Below are 18197 nucleotides of genomic sequence, written 5' to 3'. Positions count from 1 at the left end.
CCCACGCCATCGCGCTCATCCGCCAGCCGTCCGGCGTTCGCTTTTCAGCTCGTCGAGCTCGCCTTTGCCGTCGGACACAGGTACCCCTCCCGCGGTGGTGAGGCCTGTCTTTGAACGCCTCGCGGCCTGATCTTGCCGTCCGGCCGGGGCGTCGGCAAGGTCAGGCCGCGGACGGCGCGCGGGTGAGGGCGCGTTCCTGGATCAGGGCGGTCATCCTCTCCAGGTCGGGGGACATCCACCGGTCGTCTTTCAGCGGCTTGACGCTCCGGCGGATCCGTTCGTGCAGGGCGGCGGTTCCGCCGCCCAGGGACATTCCATGCATATCGGGCTTGATGAGGTCGATGCCCTGGGCCGCCATCATCAGCTGCACCGCGAGCACGGTCTCGAACCGGTCGAGGTTCTCGTGGAGGTTGCGGGCCGAGGCCATGGCCATGGTGTTGTGGTCCTCCTGGCCGTCCTTCTCCGGCCGCGACAGCACCCCGGCGGGCATCGCACGCGTCTGCATCTCCGGGATGAGCGCGGCGGCCACCGTCTGCACCTGGACCATGCCCGAGTTGAGGCCGACCGGCGGGTAGGCGAGGTTCTGCGGCAGCCCGTAGCTCCACCTCTTCGACAGCAGGCGGGCGGACAGTTCGTGCGAGAGCACGGCGACATCGGTGACCTGGGCGTTGAGGGTGTCCATGGCGTGGCCGATCTGGGCGCCGTCCCAGTTGCCGCCCATCACGAACTCGTAGCCGCCGCCCTTCTTCGGGAAGATCAGCGGGTTGGACGTGGAGGCGTTGGCCTCACGCTCGACGATCACCCGCGCCTCGTCGAGGGTCTGCGCCAGGGTTCCGGCGATGTGCGGGGCGGCGCGCACCGACACGGCGTCCTGGACGCGCGGGTGATCCTCACCGAGCCGCTCGCGTCCCTCGTCGGTCATCCACTCGCTGCCCGCCACCAGGTCGCGTACCCGTGCGGCCACCGCTTCCTCGGCGGGCACCCGGCGTTCGCGGTGTGTACGGGGGTCGAGTGAGCCCGCCTCCGCCCTGGTCGCCTCCAGGAACAGCGCGAAGGCATGCTCGAAGTGCGACCCGAGCGACGCGGCGCGGTCGATGGCGTGGACGTAGCGCGCGGTGAGCAGGCCGCTGCCGCTGATGATCGGCAGTGCCTCGCCCGCCTGGAGCGGGAACTCCGGGTTCAGCCCGGCCAGAGCGAGCATCTCCTGCGCGGGGCCGGTGCGGCCGTGGTAGCGGGCGGGCGCCTGTTCGCCGGTGAGGACGAGCCCGGCGGCGGCCATCGGCTGGAGGTCGCCGGTGCCCAGCGAGCCGATCTGCGGGATGACCGGGGTGACGCCGGCGTTGAGCAGGCGCAGCATCCGCCGCACCAGCGCGGGGCGTACGCCCATGGTCCCGCGGGCCATCGCGTTGGCCCGCAGCACCAGGGCGAGCCGGGCCTCGCCGTCGGGGACGGGAGGTCCGGTGCCCGCGGCGTGCGAGCGCAGGATGCGGCGCTGGAACTCCTCCTGCTGGTCGTCGTCGAGCGGGTGGTCCTTGAGGGGGCCGAGTGCCTGGTTCCAGCCGTACACGCGCTGCCCGCCGTCCAGGACCTTCTGGGCGCCGGCGCGGGCCCGGCTCATCTTCCGGGCCGCCCGGTCGTCCAGCCGCAGCGTCACGGGTTCCCCGCGCACGATGCTCCGCATGGCGTCGAGGCTCAGCGAGTCGCCGTCCAGGACCAGCGGTTCCGCGACCAGCGGTTCCGCCGTGGGGGCCGACACCTGTCGCGGAGGTTCGGGGGGTGCGGCGGCCGTGGCGGGGACCGCGGTGAGCAGTCCGCAACCGAGAGCGGGAACCAGCAGGGCGGCGACACACGTGGATCGAATAGTCATATCGGATGATCAGCACGCTTCACCTGCCGTGCCGGGCCGTGACACTCACCCCGCCCCGCCGTTCCCTCTAACGGCGGATCGGTTCTCCTCCCCCGAGGGAACATTCCGGCAACAGCTGGGAGAACCAGGCCCTGTTCGACTACGACGACCGGCTGCTTCCCGCGGCTGGCTGGTTCCGCCACCGCTGACCCGCCCCGGCAAGGCCGGACCGGAGGGCGGCGCCCATGGCCGAGACCGCGCCACGCGTGGCGCTGACCCCCGCGGCCGCCGCACTGCTGCGGCGACTGCGGGAGGCCCATGCCCCGCTGATGTTCCACCAGTCGGGCGGCTGCTGCGACGGCAGCTCGCCGACGCGCTACCCGGAGGGCGAGTTCCGCACCGGGGAATCGGATGTACTGCTCGCGTCTCTGACCGTCGACGGGGTCGCGGAGCCGGTCGGGTTCTGGATGTCCCGTGACCAGTACGCGCTCTGGAGCCACACCCGGCTCATCGTCGACGTGGTGGCGGGCCGCGGCGGCGGCTTCTCCCTGGAGGCCCCGGAGGGCGTGCGCTTTCTGATCCGCTCCCGCGTCATCGGCGAGTAGCGGGCGGGCGGGTCACTCGATGACGATCTCGACGTCGATGTTGCCGCGGGTGGCCTTGGAGTACGGGCAGTACGCGTGCGTCTGCTCGACGAGCTGGCGGCCCGGCTCACCCTCGAGGTGGTCGGGCAGCTCGACGCGCATCACCACGGCGAGCCCGAAGCCGCCGTCGGTGTCCTTGCCGATGCCGACCTCCGCGGTCACCGACACGTCCTTGACGTCGATCTTCGCCACGCGGGCGACGGAGCTCATCGCGCTGGCGAAGCACGCCGCGTATCCGGCGGCGAAGAGCTGCTCGGGGTTGGTGCCCTCGCCGTTGCCGCCCAGGGCCTGGGGGAGGGCGAGCGGCAGGTCGACCTGACCGTCGGAGCTGACGGCCCGGCCTTCGCGTCCGTTGGCGGTGGCGACAGCGGTGTACAGCGCGTCCATGAGTGCAGTCCTTCTCAGCTCTTGGGGAACCCGGAGCGCCCGGAGCGGGCGGCCCGGCACACATAACTAGAGCACACAATTAAATTGCGCACAACTAAATGGCCCGCTCGGCTACCCTGGAGCCATGCACGCCATGGACTCCGTCGCGGACGAGGACTTTCTCCGGCTCGACCTGCAGGTCTGCTTCTCGCTGCACTCCGCGGCACGCGCGTTCAACGCCGCCTACCGGACCGCTCTGAAGGATCTGGGCCTCACCTATCCCCAGTACCTGGTGATGCTGGTGCTCTGGGAGCACGGCGAGCTGCCGGTCAAGAAGATCGGCGCGTATCTGCGCCTGGACTCCGGCACCCTCTCCCCGCTGCTCAAGCGCCTGGAGGCGGCTGACCTCGTCGAGCGCCGCCGCAGCCGCGACGACGAGCGCTCGGTCACCGCCAGGACCACCGACGCGGGCGCCGCCCTGCGCGCGCGTGCCCTCGCCATCCCGCGCCGCATCGCCACGGCCACCGGCCTTCCCCTGGACGAGATCCGCGAGCTGCGCACCCGGCTGAACACCCTGGCCGAGGCCCTGGACGCGGCCGACATCGACGGTACGGACACCGCCCAGGCCGAACTGTCATAGACATGCCCTAGCCTCGTGCGCATGTCCTCGCAGCCGCGGCGGCCGACGCCCGCGACGCCTGCCGGGCCCTGGACGGGTTCGACCCGGCGAAGAGGTCAGGAAGGAACTCGGCACGGCACGGGGCGTCTGTGCGGGTCTCTAAGGCTGCAAGCTAAGGCTGCAGGCTGCTGACCAGGTCCGCGGTCGCCGTGAGCCCGTCATGGATGGTCGGCGCCATGCTGGAGCTCGCCAGATAGAACCCCAGCAGGACGCAGACCACGGCGTGCGAGACCTTCAGCGCGCCGTTGCGCAGGAAGACCACAGCCAGGATCAGAAGCAGCAGCACCACAGAAATCGAAATGGCCATGACTCGCCCTCCTCCGCCACATCAGCACCGTGGCTCCCGTGACTTTCGGTCGCCAGTGTGGCGGAACGGAGGGTTCATCCGAGCGAGTGGCATGTACTCCGAACGTGTGTTGACTGCCGGTGACCGCATGCGGTCCGGTCAGCGTCAGGGCCGGTCGTAGGCGTCCAGGAACGCTTCGAGCGCCCGCAGGTCGTCGGTGTTGATGTGGTCGGCGTCGGCGTCGATCAGCTCGCTCCACACCGCGCCGCGCGGCTGGCCCGGATGGTCCGGTGTCGCCCAGAAGCGGACCCGCTGGCCGCGCGCGTGCGCCGTGGTGACGATGCCGCGCAGTGTGGCGCGTTCGGCCGGAGGCATCGGCCCGACCCCCTGCCAGGTGAAGTGCCGGAACCAGTTGTCGCTGATGAGCGGGATGAGGGAGGCCGGGGCCGGCGTCGGGGCGTTCAGGTCGGCGAGCCGTCCGTCGTAGAAGGCGTAGCGCACCCGCTGGGCTTCCATCGGGGCGCGGGCGGAGCGGTCGCCCGATATCACGGCGGTGACCGGTCCCGGACGCACCCGGCCGTGCACGTACAGGGTGAACAGGCGGCGGTAGCGGCGCAGTTGGCGGTGAAGCTCGGCATACGCCGCCGCGCCGTCCGCCTTGATGTCGATGAGGAGCTGTACGGAGCCGCGGTAGCCGGGGTAGACGGAGCCGCGGTGGGCCCTGACGCGCGCGAGCAGCGGGTCCAGGTAGAGGGATCTGAGCGTGCGGGCGGGGTCCAGGTCCCAGGGGTCGTGGGCGACCAGGAGGTCTCCGTCGACCAGGAAGACGTCCGCCTCGACGCTGGTGAAGCGGTGGTCGAGCGCGTCGAGCAGCGGCCGGGCGTGCCGATAGTCGTTGTGCGCGTGGGCGCGCCTGAGCGGGGGCGGGTGCGGGGTGCGTTCCCCGGCCAGGACGTACGAGGGGACGGCGGCGGCGGTGACGGCGGCGGCGAGGGTGGTGACGGCTCTGCGGCGGGTGACCAGGGTCATGGTGCCTCCCGAACGGGCGCGCGACGGATAGGGCTACGGGGCAGGGCTACGGACACGGATGCGGATGCGGGTACCGATGCGGGTACGGCCAGCAGGCGGGGCCTCGCTGATTATGCGGCCCCGCCCAGGTCAACTGGCAGTGTTATGCCCGTAGTTGTCGCTCGCGACGCGGAACGTTCACGCCTCGCCCGAGGTCAGTTCCCCGAAGCGGACCGTGCGGTCGCACCAGCGCTCCAGCAGGCGGCGGTCATGGCCGACCGCCAGCAGCCCCGCGCCGCTGCGCTGGCGGTAGTCCTCGACGGCGTGCACCAGGGCCGCCGTGGTCGAGGCGTCCAGCATCGCCGTCATCTCGTCGCAGACCAGCCAGCGCGGGCGCAGCACCAGGGCGCGGGCCAGGCAGGCGCGTTGCAGCTGCCCGTCGCTGACCTCGTGCGGGCGACGGCCGAGCAGGTCGTCACCGAGGCCCATGGACCGCGCCAACTCCGGTACCCGGTGGGGGATGTCGGCGGCCAGGCCGTTCGCGCGCAGCGGCTCCGCGATCAGGTCGGCGAGGCTGAGGCGCGGGTCGGCGGCGAGCCTCGGCTGCTGGAACACCACGCCGAAGGCGGTGCGTTGGGTCCGGGGGGCGCGGTGCCGCCAGCCGCGCGCGGGCTCGCCGTCGATGACGACGCGCCCGGCGTCCGGGCGGTGCAGCAGCGCGGCGACCCGTGCGAGGGTCGACTTGCCGCAGCCGCTGGGCCCGAGCAGCCCGACGGCTTCGCCGGGGGCGACGGAGAGGCTGACGCCGCGCAGGACGGGGGTCCGGCGGTCGTAGCCCGCGGTGATCGCCTGAAGGTCAAGCACGTGTCGCCTCCGGTCGCCGGGCGGTGTCCGATGCGGCGGCCGCCGGTGCGGACAGCGGGTGGTGGCAGGCCGCGCCGGAGACGGGGTCCAGGGCTGGCGGCAGTGCGGTGCAGTCCGCCGTGGCCTGTGCGCAGCGGGGCGCGAAGGCGCAGCCGTCGGGCAGTGCGCCGAGCTCGGGCGGCATGCCGGGGATGGGGGTGAAGTCCCGTTCCGGGAGGGCGTTCAGCAGGCCGCGGGCGTACGGGTGGCGGGGTCCCGGTTCGCCGAAGAACTCGGCGGCGGGGGCGAGTTCGACGATGCGGCCCGCGTACATCACGGCGATCCGGTCGGCGATGCGCTCGGCCGCCGCCAGGTCGTGGGTGATCATCAGCAGTGCGCGGTCGTCTCCCGTGTGCCGTTTGAGTTCGTCCACGGTACGGTCCACGAGGTCGCGGTCGAGCCCGGTGGTGGGTTCGTCGGCCAGCAGCAGGGGCGCGTCGCCGATCAGCGCCAGCGCGGTGGCCGCGCGCTGGGCGAGCCCGCCGGACAGTTCGTGCGGATACCGGTCGAGGTGGTCCACGGGGAACGCGGCCCGCTCGGCGGCGGCTTCCGCGGCCGCCCGCACCTCGGACCTGCGGGTGCCCGTCAGTTCCCGTACGGTCTCCTCCAGCTGGGCGCGCACGGTCCGTACGGGGGTCAGGTGCGCGGCGGGGCTCTGCGGGACGAGTCCGACGCGCCGCCCGCGCACGGTGCGGGCCAGCGTCGCCTCGTCGGCGGTGAGCAGGTCCAGCGAGGACGGCAGCAGCGCGGAGCCCGCGGTCTCGGCGTTGCCCGGCAGCAGTCCGAGCAGCGCGGAGGCGAGTACCGACTTGCCGCAGCCGCTCTCGCCGACCAGGGCCAGGCACTGGCCCGCGGCGAGGTCGAAGGAGGCGTCCGTGACGGCGGCGACGTACCGGTCGCCGCGCATCCGGAAGCGCACGGACAGGCCGCGTACCGCGAGCAGGGGTCCGGGTGTACTGCTCACAGCGTCAGCTCCGATCGGCGGCGCGGGTTGAGCCGTTCCCGCCAGGCGCCCGCGAGTCCCGCGATCGCCAGGGTGGGCACGATGATGAACAGGCCGGGGAACAGCGTCGGCCACCAGTCGCCCGCGAGCAGCGAGCCGCGGGCGCTCTGCACGAGGGTCCCGAGGCTGGCCTGGTGGGTGGGCAGGCCGAGGCCGAGGAAGGACAGCGCCGACTCGTGCCAGATGGCGTGCGGCACCATCAGCACCGCGGCGAGCCCGGCCTGCGGCAGCACCCCCGGCACCAGGTGCCGTACGGTGACCCGCCACCGCGACGCGCCGCCGGAGACCGCCGCGTCGATGTAGGGCCGGGAGCGCAGCGAGAGCACTTCGGCGCGCACGATACGGGCCGTGGACAGCCAGTGGGTGAGCGCGACGGAGACCACGACGGGCCACACGCCGGGCTGGAACATGGCGACGATGAAGATGCCGAGCAGCAGGTGCGGCACGGACGCGAAGACGTCCACGAGCCGCATCACCACCCGGTCGACCCAGCCGCCGCAGGCCGCGGCGCAGGCGCCGACCGCGGTGCCGATGACGGTCGCGACCACCGCGGCCACCACGCCGACCAGCAGGGAGACCCGCAGCCCGTAGACGCATCGCAGCAGCAGGTCGCGGCCGACGTCGTCGGTCCCGAAGGGGTGCGCGACGGACGGCGGCAGCAGCTTGGCGGACAGGTCGACGGCCTGTTCGTCGAGTTGGACGAGCGGGGGTACGAGGAGGACGGCGAGCACCACGGCCGCCGTGATCGCGGCGGATCCGGTCACCCGCCACGCGCGCGTGGAGCGGCGTACGACTCCGGTGCGCCGCCAGCGCGGCGGCTCGGCGGCGGTGGCCGGGGCCCGCTCGGTCGTCGTCCGCTCGGCCTCAGCCGTCGGAGTCCGGTCAGCCATCGAACCCCACTCTCGGGTCGGCCAGGCCGTACAGCAGGTCGGCCAGGAGGTTGCCGAGCAGCACCGCGACGGTGGCGAGCGCGGTGAGCGCGGCCAGCAGCGGGAAGTCGACGGCGGTCGCGGCCTCGACGGTCGCGGCGGCGATGCCGGGCCAGCTGAAGACGGTCTCCACCAGCAGCGCCCCGGTGATCAGTTCGGGCACGCGGGAGCCGATCAGGGTGAGCACGGGCAGCATGCCGGAGCGCAGCGCGTGTCCGAGCAGCACGGTACGGGGCCGGAGGCCACGCGCGCGTGCCCCGCGTACGGGGTCCTCGTCGAGCGCGTCGGCGACTCCCTGGCGTACGTACAGCACGAACCACGGCAGCTGCGACACGGCCAGCACGGCGGCGGGCAGCATCAGGTGGCTCAGCACCTGGTCCGCGGTGACCTCGCTGCTCCCGGTGTCGGTGAGCCCGCCCGCGGGCAGCACGCCGAGTTTCAGCGCGAACAGCCACACGGCGAGCAGGCCGAGCCAGAACGGCGGCGCAGCTTCGAGGGTGTACGCGAGCGAGGTGACGGCCCGGTCGAGCCAGCCGCCGGTGCGCCGCGCGGCCAGCACGCCGAGCGCGGTGCCGACGAGCACCGCGACGGCGAAGGCGGTCGCGGCGAGCAGCGCCGACCAGCCGAGCCGCTCCCCGATGACCTGGGCGACCGGCTGCCGCAGCACGGTGGAGTCGCCGAGGTCGCCGCTGAGCGCGTGGGTGAGCCACTGCCACCAGCGTTCGACGAGCGGCTGGTCGACGCCGAGGTTGGCGCGCAGCTGGTCCAGGTTCTCCTGCGAGGCGGTGAGTCCGGCCGTGCCCGCGTACGCCTTGACCGGGTCGAACGGCGAGGCGGCGGCGATCGCGAAGGCCCCGAAGGTCACCAGGAGCAGCACCGGGACGGCGAACAGCGTCCGCCGTCCCGTCATCCGGGCCATCGGCCCCCACGGGAGTCCGCGGCGGGCCGTGGCGGTGGTGCCGGGTGTCACTTCGCGGGCTGCCAGTCCTCGATGTTCCACCACGGTCCGGCGGCGAGCCCGTGGTCGTGCGGCTCGACCTGGGTGGTGAGGTCGCCGAACTTCTTGTCGAGCACGTACAGGTGGTCGATGTGGGTGAGGAAGGTGTAGCCGGGGTCCTTCACCAGTTCGCGCTGGACGGTGTCGTAGGCGGCCTTGCGCTCAGCCGGGTCGTTCGTCTTGCGGCCCGCGTCGATCGCCTTGTCGACGGCCGGGTTGTCGTACCAGGCCATGTTGTTGAAGCCGTCGCCCGCGAGCTCGGACTTGAGCAGCGGGTACTGGTCGAAGTCGGGGTCGGCGGGCGCGCCGCCGCCCGCGAGCACGGCGTCGGTCTTCATCCGGGGCTCGATGACCTCCCAGGTGCCCGCCTGGACCTTGATCTCGATCCCGGCTTTCTTGGCGTCCGACGCGTAGGCCAGGGCGTGGTCCTGGCGGAGCTTGTCGCCGGACTTGTACCAGAGCGGGAAGCTGGCCTTGACGCCGTCCTTGACGCGGACGCCGTCCTTGCCGGGCTTCCAGCCCGCGTCGTCGAGGATCTTCTTGGCCCTGGCCAGGTCGTGGGTGCGCTCGGTGCCCTTGGTGAACCACTCGCTGTCGGTGGGCACCGGGCCGTAGGCCTCCTTGCCCGCGCCCTCCAGGATGGCGTCGACCATCGCCTCGCGGTCGACGGCGACGTCCAGCGCGCGGCGTACGGCGGTGTCGCCCGCGACCTTGTTGTGGGTCGGCAGGGTCACCACGCGGTAGTCGAAGCTGGTGGCCGCGTAGGTGGTGCGGTTCTTGTCACCGGCGAAGGTCTTGGCCAGGTTGGGCGGCAGGATCGCGCCGTCCAGGTCTCCGGCGCGCAGCCGGGTGGCGCGGATGTCGTCGTCATCGATGATCGCCATGGTGAGGTCCTTCACCTTCGGCGCGCCGCCCCAGTAGTCGGGGTTGGCCGTGAAGGTGAGCTTCTCGCCCTTGGACCAGTCGACGAGCTTGTACGGTCCGGTGCCGATCGGCTTGGTGGTGAAGTCGCCGGTGTTCACGTCCTGCTCGCCCGCGATGTGCGCGGGGGCGATGGGCAGCACGGTGCGCTCGGCGAACGGGGCGTAGGGGTACTTGAGGCGGAAGACGACGGTGTCGTCGCCCTCGGCCTTGACGCTCTTGACCGCGTCGAGTTCGGCCTTGGAGGCGTTGTTGGTCTTCTCGTCGAGGATCGTCTCGTAGGTGAAGACGACGTCCTTCGCGGTGAAGGGCGTGCCGTCGCTGAACTTCACGCCCTCGCGCAGCTGGTAGGTGTAGGTCAGCCCGTCGTCGCTCACCTGGGGCAGCGCCTTGGCGAGCGCGGGCCGCAGGTTCATGTCGGCGTCGTGGGTGAGCAGGCCGTCGAATATCTTGGAGTTGCCGTCCTTGCCGTAGCCGAGGAGCGGGCTGAGGCTCTCCGGCTCGTACGCGATCCCGACCACGGCCTCGTCGGCGACGCCGCTCCCGGAGCCCGCGGCGCCGTCATCGGGCGCCGAGCAGGCCGAGGCGGCGACCGCCAGTGCGGCGGCCGCCGCCAGTGCGCCGGTTCCCCGTATCGATCGGGCCCTCATGCTCCACACCCCTACTGAAGATCAACTGCTATTGCGAACAGCTCGCAATTATGCCGTAGGCAGTGAGCGTGTCAGACCAGGGGGCCGTACCGGAGGTTCCGGCTCCGCAGGACAGGGCCTAGGGCCCCTGGAGGTCCGCGAGTTCGGCGAGCGTCTCGCGATGGCGGCCCGCGGTGCCGAGCGCGAGGGAGTCGGCCTTGGCGCGCTTGAGGGCGAGGTGGGCGGGGTGCTCCCAGGTCATGCCGATGCCGCCGTGCAGCTGGAGGGCTTCCTCGGCGGCGCGTACGGCCATGGGGGCGCAGTAGGACTGGGCGAGCGCCACGGCCAGCGGCGCTTCCGCGCCGCCGGTCGCCAGGACGTCGGCGGCGTTGCGGGCCGCCGCTCGGGCGTGCACGACGGACAGCCACAGTTCGGCCAGCCGGTGCTTGAGCGCCTGGAAGGAGCCCACCGGGCGGTTGAACTGGTACCGCTGGCGGGTGTGGGCGACGGTCTCGGCCAGGCACCAGTCGGCGAGCCCGAGCTGCTCGGACGCCAGCAGCCCGGCCCCGGCCGTCAGGGCCCGGCGTACGGCGGTGTCCGCGTCGGCGGTCAGGACGCGGCCCCGGGCGTCGTCCAGGGTGACCGCCGCGAGGGGCCTGGTGAGGTCGAGCGGGGTCAGCGGGTCCACGGTGACGCCGTCCTGGGCGGTGTCCACCGCGTACAGGCCGCCGCCGTCCGCCGCGACCAGCAGGACGTCGGCCGCCGCCGCGTCCGCGACGCCGCTGATCGTGCCGTGCAGTCGGCCGCCCTCCTCCTGTACGACGCCGTACGGCGCGCCCGGTGCGAGGGCCAGCGGGAGGGCGAGTGCGGCGACGGTGCGGCCGGAGGCCAGCGCGCTGAGCAGTCCGGCGGCCTCGCCGCTCTCGCTCGCGCCCCTCTCGCCGCTCCCGTCGCACGCGAGCAACGCCTCGGTGGCGATCACCGCGCTGGTCAGATACGGCACGGGGGCGAGGGCCCGCCCCAGCTCCTCCAGGACCACGGCGGCCTCCCGGTGCGAGGCGCCCTGGCCGCCGCGCCGCTCCGGCACCAGGAGACCGGCCAGGCCCATGTCCGCGGCGAGCGTCTTCCACAGTTCCGTGTCGTGCGGCTGACCCGACTCGATCCGGGCCAGTACGGCACGGGCGTCGCAGCGGTCGGCGAGCAGGGCGCGTACGGCCGCGCGCAGGTCGTCCTCGGCCTCCGAGTAGAGGAGGTCGGCGGCCGCGGGTGCGGGTGCGGTCATCGGGCGAGGTCCTTCCAGGCGATGTCCTTGTCGGTGCGCGGCTCGGGCGGCAGGCCGAGTACCCGCTCGGCGACGATGTTCAGCAGGACCTCGCTGGTCCCGCCCTCGATGCTGTTGCCCTTGGAGCGCAGATAGCGGTAACCCGCCTCGCGGCCGGTGAAGTCGACGAGCTCGGGGCGGCGCATCGTCCAGTCGTCGTACAACAGACCCTCGTCGCCGAGCAGTTCCACTTCCAGGCCGCTGATCTGCTGATTGAGGCGGGCGAAGGCGAGTTTCATCCCGGAGCCCTCGGGGCCCGGCTGGCCCACCGCGAGCTGCTGGCGCAGCCGTTCGCCGGTGAGCCGGGCCACCTCGGCCTCGACCCACAGGCCGATCAGGCGCTGGTGCAGGTCGTGGGTGCGCAGTTCGGGGCGGGTGCGCCAGGTCTCGGCGACCGGGGCGATCATGCCGCCCTCGCGGGGCAGCCGCATGCCGCCGATCGCGACGCGCTCGTTCATCAGGGTCGTCTGCGCGACCTTCCAGCCCTCGCCGACCTCGCCCAGGCGGTGCGCGTCCGGGATGCGCACGTCGGTGAGGAACACCTCGTTGAACTCGGCCTCGCCGGTGATCTGGCGCAGCGGGCGGACCTCGACTCCGGGGTCGGTCATATCGCAGACGAAGTAGCTGATGCCGCGGTGTTTGGGCAGGTCCGGGTCGGTGCGGGCGATGAGGATGGCCCAGCGGGCGGTGTGCGCGCTGGAGGTCCACACCTTCTGCCCGTTCACCACCCACTGGTCGCCGTCTCGTACGGCTCTGGTGCCGAGCGCGGCGAGGTCGGAGCCCGCGCCCGGCTCGCTGAACAGCTGGCACCACACCTCGTCGCCGGTCCACAGCGGCCGCAGCCAGCGCCGCCGCTGCGCGTCGGTGCCGTACGCCAGGATGGTGGGCGCGGCCATGCCGAGGCCGATGCCGATCCGGCGCGGGTCGTTGTCGGGGGCGTCGGCGGCCTCCAGCTCGGCGTCCACGACGGCCTGCAGGGCGCGCGGCGCGCCGAGCCCGCCGAGGCCTTCGGGGTAGTGCACCCAGGCAAGACCGGCGTCGAAGCGGGCCCGCAGGAAGTCCGTGCGGTCGGTGCCGGACGGGGGGTTGGCGCGCAGGAACTCCAGGGTGCGGCTGCGCAGTTCGGCGGCGTCCGTCATGCGGTGACTCCCTCGGGGACTACGGCGACCCGGCCGGTGGTGGTGCCGTCGGCGACGCGCTGGACGGCGGCCGCGGCGTCCTTCAGCGGCACGCGTGCGCTGACCAGCGGCTTGACCGCGCCCTGGGCCGCGAGGCCGGTGAGCCGCTCGTGGCACTCTCGTACGGCCCGCGGGTCCTTGGTGTGGTACAGGCCCCAGTGCAGTCCGACCACGGAGTAGTTCTTCACCAGGGCGTGGTTGAGCGCGGGGGTCGGGATGACGCCGCTGGCGAAGCCGACGACGACGATGCGGCCCTCGAAGGCCACGCACTTGGCGGACTGGGCGTACGCGTCGCCGCCCACCGGGTCGTAGATCACGTCCGCGCCCCGGCCGTCGGTGGCGTCCTTGACAGCGGCCACCACATCGTCGGCGCGCCGGTCGATGACGAGGTCGCAGCCCAGCTCCTCGGCGACGCGCGCCTTGTCCGCGCCGCCGACCACGCCGATCACCTTCGCGCCCGCGGCCTTGCCGAGCTGGACGGCCGCGCTGCCGACGCCGCCCGCGGCGGCGTGCACCAGCAGGGTCTCGCCCGCCCTGAGCTGGCCCCTGCGGTGCAGGCCGAACACGCCGGTCTGGTAGCCGATGTGCAGCGCGGCGGCCTCCGCGTCGTCCAGCGCCTCGGGCGCGGGCAGCAGCGCGGCCTCGTCCGCGACGGTGTACTCGGCGAAGCCGCCGTAGGGCAGCGCGGGGGTCGCCAGCACCCGGCGGCCGTCCTCGGTCTCGCCGCAGATCTCCACGCCCGGTGTGAACGGCAGCGGCGGACGTACCTGGTACTGGCCGCGGCAGAGCAGCGCGTCCGGGAAGTTGACGTTCGCGGCCCGCACCCGAAGGAGCAGCTGCCCGTCGCCCGGCGTGGGCCGGTCCGTCTCTTCGAGCCGCATCACCTCGCCCGGCTCGCCGTTCTGGTGCACTCGCCATGCCTGCATGCGGGGCCTCCACGGAGGGGTCGGAGAACTGAGCTGGCCGCATACTAAGCGGTCGCTTGCCTCGCTGGGAACCGTCCCGCCGCGCGGATCACTCCGTCGTGCGCGTCCGGGACGGCCGGGCCCGTACATGCATCCGCTCACCCTGGGGCCCGAACAGGCTCATGAACTCCACCGGACCCTCGCCCGTGGACCCGAACCAGTGCGGTACGCGGGTGTCGAACTCGGCCGCCTCACCGGGTGTGAGCACCACATCGTGGTCGGCGAGCAGCAGCCGCAGCCGCCCGGAGAGCACGTACAGCCACTCATAGCCGTCGTGGACGCGTGGGTCGGGATCGGTGTCCTCAGCCGGGATGATCACCTTGTAGGCCTGGAGGCCGCCCGGCTGGCGGGTGAGCGGCAGCAGCGTCCGGCCGTTTCTGACGAGGGGCTTGGCGCGCACCCGCGGGTCGCCGACGGGCGGCGCGCCGACCAGTTCGTCCAGCGGGACCTGGTGCGCGCGGGCGATCGGCAGCAGCAGCTCCAGGCTGGGCTTGCGCAGCCCGGACTCCAGCCGGGACAGGGTGCTCACCGAGATGCCGGTCGCCTCGCTCAGGCCGGTCAGGGTCGCGCCGCGCTCCTTGCGGATCCGCCGGAGCCTCGGCCCGACGCCGACCAGCACCTCGTCGATCTCTTCTGTCTGGTTCATCCTCCCATTGCGGGATCGGCAAAGAGTTTTGTCAATCTGGCGGGCTCAGCGGGAGAAGACCTCGAAGGTGACGGCGAAGTCCCCCTTGAAGCGCGCGGCGGCCTGCTTTCCGGTACCCGTGAGGAAGGTGCGGACGTACGCTTCCGGGTCCTCGTCGGTCAGCGCCTCGATATACGAGCGGTGGGCCAGCAGCGACCGCACCGCGCGCTCGAACTCGGCGGTGGCGTCCACCGCGTGCGTCGGGGACGCGGACCCGGCGACGGCGACCCAGCGCACGCCGTCCCACGGTTCGAGTCCCTGCTCGACGAGTTCCGGGAAGATCCAGCGGTTGCCCGCGTCGGCCGCGGCGTCCAGAGTCGCCCGGCCGACCGCCACATGGTCGGGTGTGTTCCAGGTGACGCCGAACCAGGTGTCCCGGTGGTTGAGGGTGATCAGCAGTTCCGGCCGGTGCCTGCGGACGGCCGCCGCGATGTCGCGGCGCAGCCCGAGCCCGTACTCGATGACCCCGTCCTTGTGGTCGAGGAACTCCACGGTGGACACGCCGACTTCGGCGGCGCTGTCGATCTGCTCCCGCTCGCGCAGCGGCGCGCAGGCGGCGGGGTCGAGCGCGTCGATTCCGGCCTCGCCGCGGGTGGCCAGCAGATAGGCGACCTCGCGGCCTTGGGCGGTCCATCCGGCGATGGCGCCGGAGCAGCCGTACTCGAGGTCGTCGGGGTGGGCGACGACCGCGAGTGCGCGCTGCCAGTCTTCGGGCATGGGTTCGAGCTGATCCGTCATGCCCGCAGGGTAATCGCTGGTTCCCCCCGGACGCGCGGGAGTTGCCGGGCGGCGGCCGTGGCGCTGGTGGCTGAGCGGGCGTCAGGCCGCGTCTGTGACCAGCGTGAGGAGCCGGTCCAGGACGTGCTCGCCGCTGGCCCGCACCCCGTCGTGCTCGTACTCGTCGGTGACCCAGGTGCGCAGTCCGCGGATGGTGCGGGCGGTGCGCAGCGAGTGCGCGGTGTCGACGTACATGTCGTCGTGGTAGATCGCCGCGGCGACCGGGACCTCGTTGGCGGCGAGCCGCTCGGGCGCGTACAGCGGGGTGAAGCCGGTGTGCTGGGCGAGGAGTTCGGCGGTCTCGCGCAGGGGGCGCAGCGCCGGGTCGCAGTCGAAGGCCCAGGGGTGCACGGACTCGCCGGTGAACAGCAGCGGCGCGTCGGGCGAGGCCAGCGTCGCCGCCGCGTCGAACTGCGGGAACTCGGCGCGCACGCGCTCCGCCGCCCAGCCGGTGGGCCGCGCGTCCTGGGCGTAGATCGCCTCATGCAGGACGGCGTACAGCGGGCGGGAGGCGTAGGAGAGCGCGGCCTGGACGTTCTCCTGGAACGTGTCCGAGAGCGCGGGGCCCTGCGGGGTGCGGACGAACGCGTTCTCCAGGAGGTAGTGCAGCTGGTGGCTGCCGTCGCCGGTGCCGAGCAGGATGCCCAGGGACTGGAAGGCCTCGACGGTCAGCCGGTAGCCGCCGCTGAGGGTCACCCCGTCGCGCTCGGCGAGGTGGGCGGCGATCCGGCGGGCGCGCTCGACGTCCTGCGGGTAGCGGGCGTAGTGCGCGGCCACCTTGCGTGTGATGCGCGGATACGCCGCCCGGTACACGTCGTCCGCGTGCGCGTCCAGGGACGGCAGGCCGCCGGTGATCAGGGCCGCGGCCAGGCCTTCGGGGGCCGTGGACAGATAGTGGGTGACGCAGAAGCCGCCGAAGCTCTGCCCGAGCACGGTCCAGGGGGCGCCGCCGGTGACCTGGCGGCGGATCAGCTCGCAGTCGCGGACGATGGCGTCGGCGCGGAACCGGGCCAGGTAGTCCGCCTGCTCGCGCGGGCCGCCGCGCAGCGGGAGCGTCTGCCGGTCAGCGGGCGTGGAGCGGCCGGTGCCGCGCTGGTCGAGCAGGAGTACGCGGTAGTCGCGCACCGCCCGGCCCAGCCAGGCCTGTCCCCCGACGAAGCGGCGGGCCCCGCAGCCGGGCCCGCCCTCCAGGTACACCAGCCAGGGCAGCCCGGCGTCCGTCCGGTCGTGCGCGACGACCTCGCGCGCGTAGAGCTCGATCGTCTCGCCGTCCGGCCGGTGGTGGTCGAGCGGGACGGTGAAGTGCCGGTCGGTGAGGACGACACCGGGCTGGCGGTACGTGGTCACGGGTGCTCCTGAGCTGTGCGATTCCGCGCCCAGTTCACCACACGGCGCGTCGCACCGGCCCGCGCGGGGAACCTGTGGGCTACTCGGTGCATCTCCGGTACGAGCGACAGTAGGTTGTGCGTCATGAGCAATCTTGATCGTCAGGCAACGGTCTCCGTCTGCGGCGGCCGCGGATTCGTCGTCGCGGAGCCGGTACGCGAACTGCTGTCCCCGCGGCGCGTCACGCTGGGCGAGTCCACCGAGGTCCGGCGGCTGCTGCCGAACCTCGGGCGGCGCATGGTGGGCGGCTTCGCGTTCGTGGACCACTACGGTCCCGACGACATCGCGGACGAGCCGGGGATGCAGGTGCCGCCGCACCCGCACATGGGGTTGCAGACCGTCAGCTGGCTGCACGAGGGCGAGGTGCTGCACCGGGACAGCACCGGCGGCCTGCAGACGATCCGCCCCCGCGAGCTGGGCCTGATGACGTCCGGGCGGGCGATCAGCCACTCGGAGGAGAGCCCCAGGTCCCACGCCCGCTATCTGCACGGCGCGCAGCTGTGGGTGGCGCTGCCCGAAGCGCACCGCCACACCGCCCCGTCGTTCGAGCACCACCCCGACCTGCCGCAGGTCACCGCCCCCGGCCTGACCGCGACGGTCATCCTGGGCACCCTCGACGACGTCACCTCGCCCGGCACGACCTATACGCCCCTCGTCGGCGCCGACCTGGCCCTCGCCCGCGGCACGTCGACCGCCCTGCCCCTGGTGCCCGACTTCGAGTACGCCGTCCTGGGCATGTCCGGCGAGGTGCACGCCGACGGTGTGCCGGTGCTCCCCGGATCCATGCTGTACCTCGGCTGCGGGCGTGCCGAACTCCCGCTGCGCGCGGAGTCGGACGCGGCGGTGATGCTGCTCGGCGGCGAGCCCTTCGAGGAGGAGCTGGTCATGTGGTGGAACTTCGTGGCCCGTTCGCACGAGGAGGTCGAAGCGGCCCGCCGGGACTGGATGGAGGGCACCCGTTTCGGTGAGGTCAAGGGCTACGACGGCGCGCCGCTTCCGGCGCCCGAACTGCCGCCGGTGGCGCTGAAGCCGCGCGGTCGCGTGCGCTGAAGCCGCGCGGTCGCGTGCGCTGAAGCCGCGCGGTCGCCGCCTCGCCACCCGATTGGCGGATATCGGGGGACGCCCTGACGATCGGCGGTCCGATATATGTGGACCTTTCCGTCCGTTCCCCCTCCCCTCCCCCTTTGAGAGGTCCCCATGTCACTGCGCAAGGCCATCGGCGTCGGCGCGAGCAGCGCGCTGCTCCTGCTCACCGCGCCCGCCGCCGAGGCGTTCGCCGCCCCGTCCGAGTCGGTCACCGTGCACGCGACCGGCAGCATCGCCGCCGACGGCACCGTCACGGTCTCCGGCACCTACCGCTGCTGGGGCGGCACGGGTCCGGTGTTCGTCTCCTCCTCGCTGGCCCAGGGCGACTCCGGGGTCCGGCACGGCATCGGCGGCACCCGCGCGGTGTGCGACGGCCGGGTGCACTCCTGGTCCAACTCGGGCCGGGTGGACGCCTTCACACCGGGCGCGGCCCAGGTCGAGGCCACCGTGATGGAGCTGCGCAGCCGCGGGGGCGGCCTGCCGCTGCCGTACTTCCACGCGTCGCGGCAGCGGGACGTCGAGCTCGTACAGGACTGAGCGCCCGAGCGGCGCGGCGAGGGGGGGGGGGGGGGGGGGGGGGGGCGGGGC

19 protein-coding genes are annotated in these 18197 nt (G+C 72.9%); 4 read left to right on the top strand and 15 right to left on the bottom strand.

What is annotated here, in order from left to right; translation table 11 throughout:
• Positions 1 to 160: 160 nt before the first annotated feature.
• A complete protein-coding gene (locus ACX6XY_RS01635; protein ID WP_460325450.1) occupies positions 161 to 1867 on the bottom strand; it encodes an HAL/PAL/TAL family ammonia-lyase in 1707 nt (568 codons plus the stop codon).
• 224 nt (positions 1868 to 2091) lie between these two features.
• On the opposite strand from ACX6XY_RS01635, the gene ACX6XY_RS01630 reads away from it, so the two are divergent.
• The gene (locus ACX6XY_RS01630; RefSeq protein WP_460325448.1) at positions 2092 to 2451 is read left to right on the top strand and encodes a DUF779 domain-containing protein; all 360 of its coding nucleotides are present in this window, start codon (positions 2092 to 2094) and stop codon (positions 2449 to 2451) included.
• Positions 2452 to 2463: 12 nt separating this feature from the next.
• Here ACX6XY_RS01630 and ACX6XY_RS01625 read toward each other — a convergent pair whose 3' ends face one another.
• Positions 2464 to 2877, bottom strand: coding sequence for an organic hydroperoxide resistance protein (locus ACX6XY_RS01625; RefSeq protein ID WP_460325446.1), 414 nt, complete (start codon positions 2875 to 2877; stop codon positions 2464 to 2466).
• Between the two features lie 124 nt (positions 2878 to 3001).
• On the opposite strand from ACX6XY_RS01625, the gene ACX6XY_RS01620 reads away from it, so the two are divergent.
• Positions 3002 to 3496, top strand: coding sequence for a MarR family winged helix-turn-helix transcriptional regulator (locus ACX6XY_RS01620; RefSeq protein ID WP_460325444.1), 495 nt, complete (start codon positions 3002 to 3004; stop codon positions 3494 to 3496).
• Between the two features lie 151 nt (positions 3497 to 3647).
• On the opposite strand, the gene ACX6XY_RS01615 is transcribed toward ACX6XY_RS01620, so the two are convergent.
• The 13 genes from ACX6XY_RS01615 to ACX6XY_RS01555 form a co-directional block, all read right to left on the bottom strand.
• Positions 3648 to 3842 (bottom strand): hypothetical protein, encoded by a 195-nt coding sequence (locus tag ACX6XY_RS01615; protein ID WP_460325442.1) that lies wholly within the window; start codon positions 3840 to 3842, stop codon positions 3648 to 3650.
• Positions 3843 to 3986: 144 nt separating this feature from the next.
• A complete protein-coding gene (locus ACX6XY_RS01610; protein WP_460325440.1) occupies positions 3987 to 4850 on the bottom strand; it encodes a phosphatidylinositol-specific phospholipase C/glycerophosphodiester phosphodiesterase family protein in 864 nt (287 codons plus the stop codon).
• A 177-nt stretch (positions 4851 to 5027) separates the two neighbouring features.
• Complete coding sequence (locus ACX6XY_RS01605; RefSeq protein ID WP_460325438.1) at positions 5028 to 5693, bottom strand: ABC transporter ATP-binding protein; 666 nt, start codon at positions 5691 to 5693, stop codon at positions 5028 to 5030.
• On the bottom strand, positions 5686 to 6639 hold the full coding sequence (locus ACX6XY_RS01600) for an ABC transporter ATP-binding protein (protein WP_460325773.1): 954 nt from the start codon (positions 6637 to 6639) through the stop codon (positions 5686 to 5688). Before ACX6XY_RS01600 ends, ACX6XY_RS01605 begins: the two co-directional genes overlap by 8 nt.
• 53 nt (positions 6640 to 6692) lie before the next feature.
• Positions 6693 to 7625: an ABC transporter permease gene (locus tag ACX6XY_RS01595; protein ID WP_460325435.1), complete on the bottom strand. Its 933-nt coding sequence runs from the start codon at positions 7623 to 7625 to the stop codon at positions 6693 to 6695.
• Complete coding sequence (locus ACX6XY_RS01590) at positions 7618 to 8583, bottom strand: ABC transporter permease (RefSeq protein WP_460325771.1); 966 nt, start codon at positions 8581 to 8583, stop codon at positions 7618 to 7620. Before ACX6XY_RS01590 ends, ACX6XY_RS01595 begins: the two co-directional genes overlap by 8 nt.
• Positions 8584 to 8630: 47 nt before the next feature.
• Positions 8631 to 10232, bottom strand: coding sequence for an ABC transporter substrate-binding protein (locus ACX6XY_RS01585; protein ID WP_460325433.1), 1602 nt, complete (start codon positions 10230 to 10232; stop codon positions 8631 to 8633).
• Between the two features lie 118 nt (positions 10233 to 10350).
• Positions 10351 to 11493: an acyl-CoA dehydrogenase family protein gene (locus ACX6XY_RS01580; RefSeq protein ID WP_460325431.1), complete on the bottom strand. Its 1143-nt coding sequence runs from the start codon at positions 11491 to 11493 to the stop codon at positions 10351 to 10353.
• On the bottom strand, positions 11490 to 12671 hold the full coding sequence (locus ACX6XY_RS01575) for an acyl-CoA dehydrogenase family protein (protein ID WP_460325429.1): 1182 nt from the start codon (positions 12669 to 12671) through the stop codon (positions 11490 to 11492). Before ACX6XY_RS01575 ends, ACX6XY_RS01580 begins: the two co-directional genes overlap by 4 nt.
• Positions 12668 to 13636: an NADPH:quinone oxidoreductase family protein gene (locus ACX6XY_RS01570; RefSeq protein WP_460325427.1), complete on the bottom strand. Its 969-nt coding sequence runs from the start codon at positions 13634 to 13636 to the stop codon at positions 12668 to 12670. Before ACX6XY_RS01570 ends, ACX6XY_RS01575 begins: the two co-directional genes overlap by 4 nt.
• An 88-nt stretch (positions 13637 to 13724) precedes the next feature.
• Positions 13725 to 14321, bottom strand: coding sequence for a helix-turn-helix domain-containing protein (locus tag ACX6XY_RS01565; RefSeq protein WP_460325425.1), 597 nt, complete (start codon positions 14319 to 14321; stop codon positions 13725 to 13727).
• 45 nt (positions 14322 to 14366) lie between these two features.
• Complete coding sequence (locus tag ACX6XY_RS01560) at positions 14367 to 15098, bottom strand: PIG-L deacetylase family protein (RefSeq protein WP_460325423.1); 732 nt, start codon at positions 15096 to 15098, stop codon at positions 14367 to 14369.
• Between the two features lie 81 nt (positions 15099 to 15179).
• A complete protein-coding gene (locus ACX6XY_RS01555; RefSeq protein ID WP_460325422.1) occupies positions 15180 to 16484 on the bottom strand; it encodes an alpha/beta fold hydrolase in 1305 nt (434 codons plus the stop codon).
• 123 nt (positions 16485 to 16607) lie between these two features.
• Here ACX6XY_RS01555 and ACX6XY_RS01550 point away from each other — a divergent pair, with 123 nt between their 5' ends.
• Positions 16608 to 17573, top strand: a complete 966-nt coding sequence (locus ACX6XY_RS01550) for a pirin family protein (protein WP_460325420.1) — start codon at positions 16608 to 16610, stop codon at positions 17571 to 17573.
• Between the two features lie 147 nt (positions 17574 to 17720).
• Complete coding sequence (locus ACX6XY_RS01545) at positions 17721 to 18146, top strand: DUF6299 family protein (protein ID WP_460325418.1); 426 nt, start codon at positions 17721 to 17723, stop codon at positions 18144 to 18146.
• Positions 18147 to 18197 lie beyond the last annotated feature (51 nt).

The sequence above is a fragment of the Streptomyces sp. O3 genome, from assembly GCF_054788135.1.
Note: the sequence above shows the minus strand (reverse complement) of the source record. Positions and strands in the feature narration are given on the sequence as shown.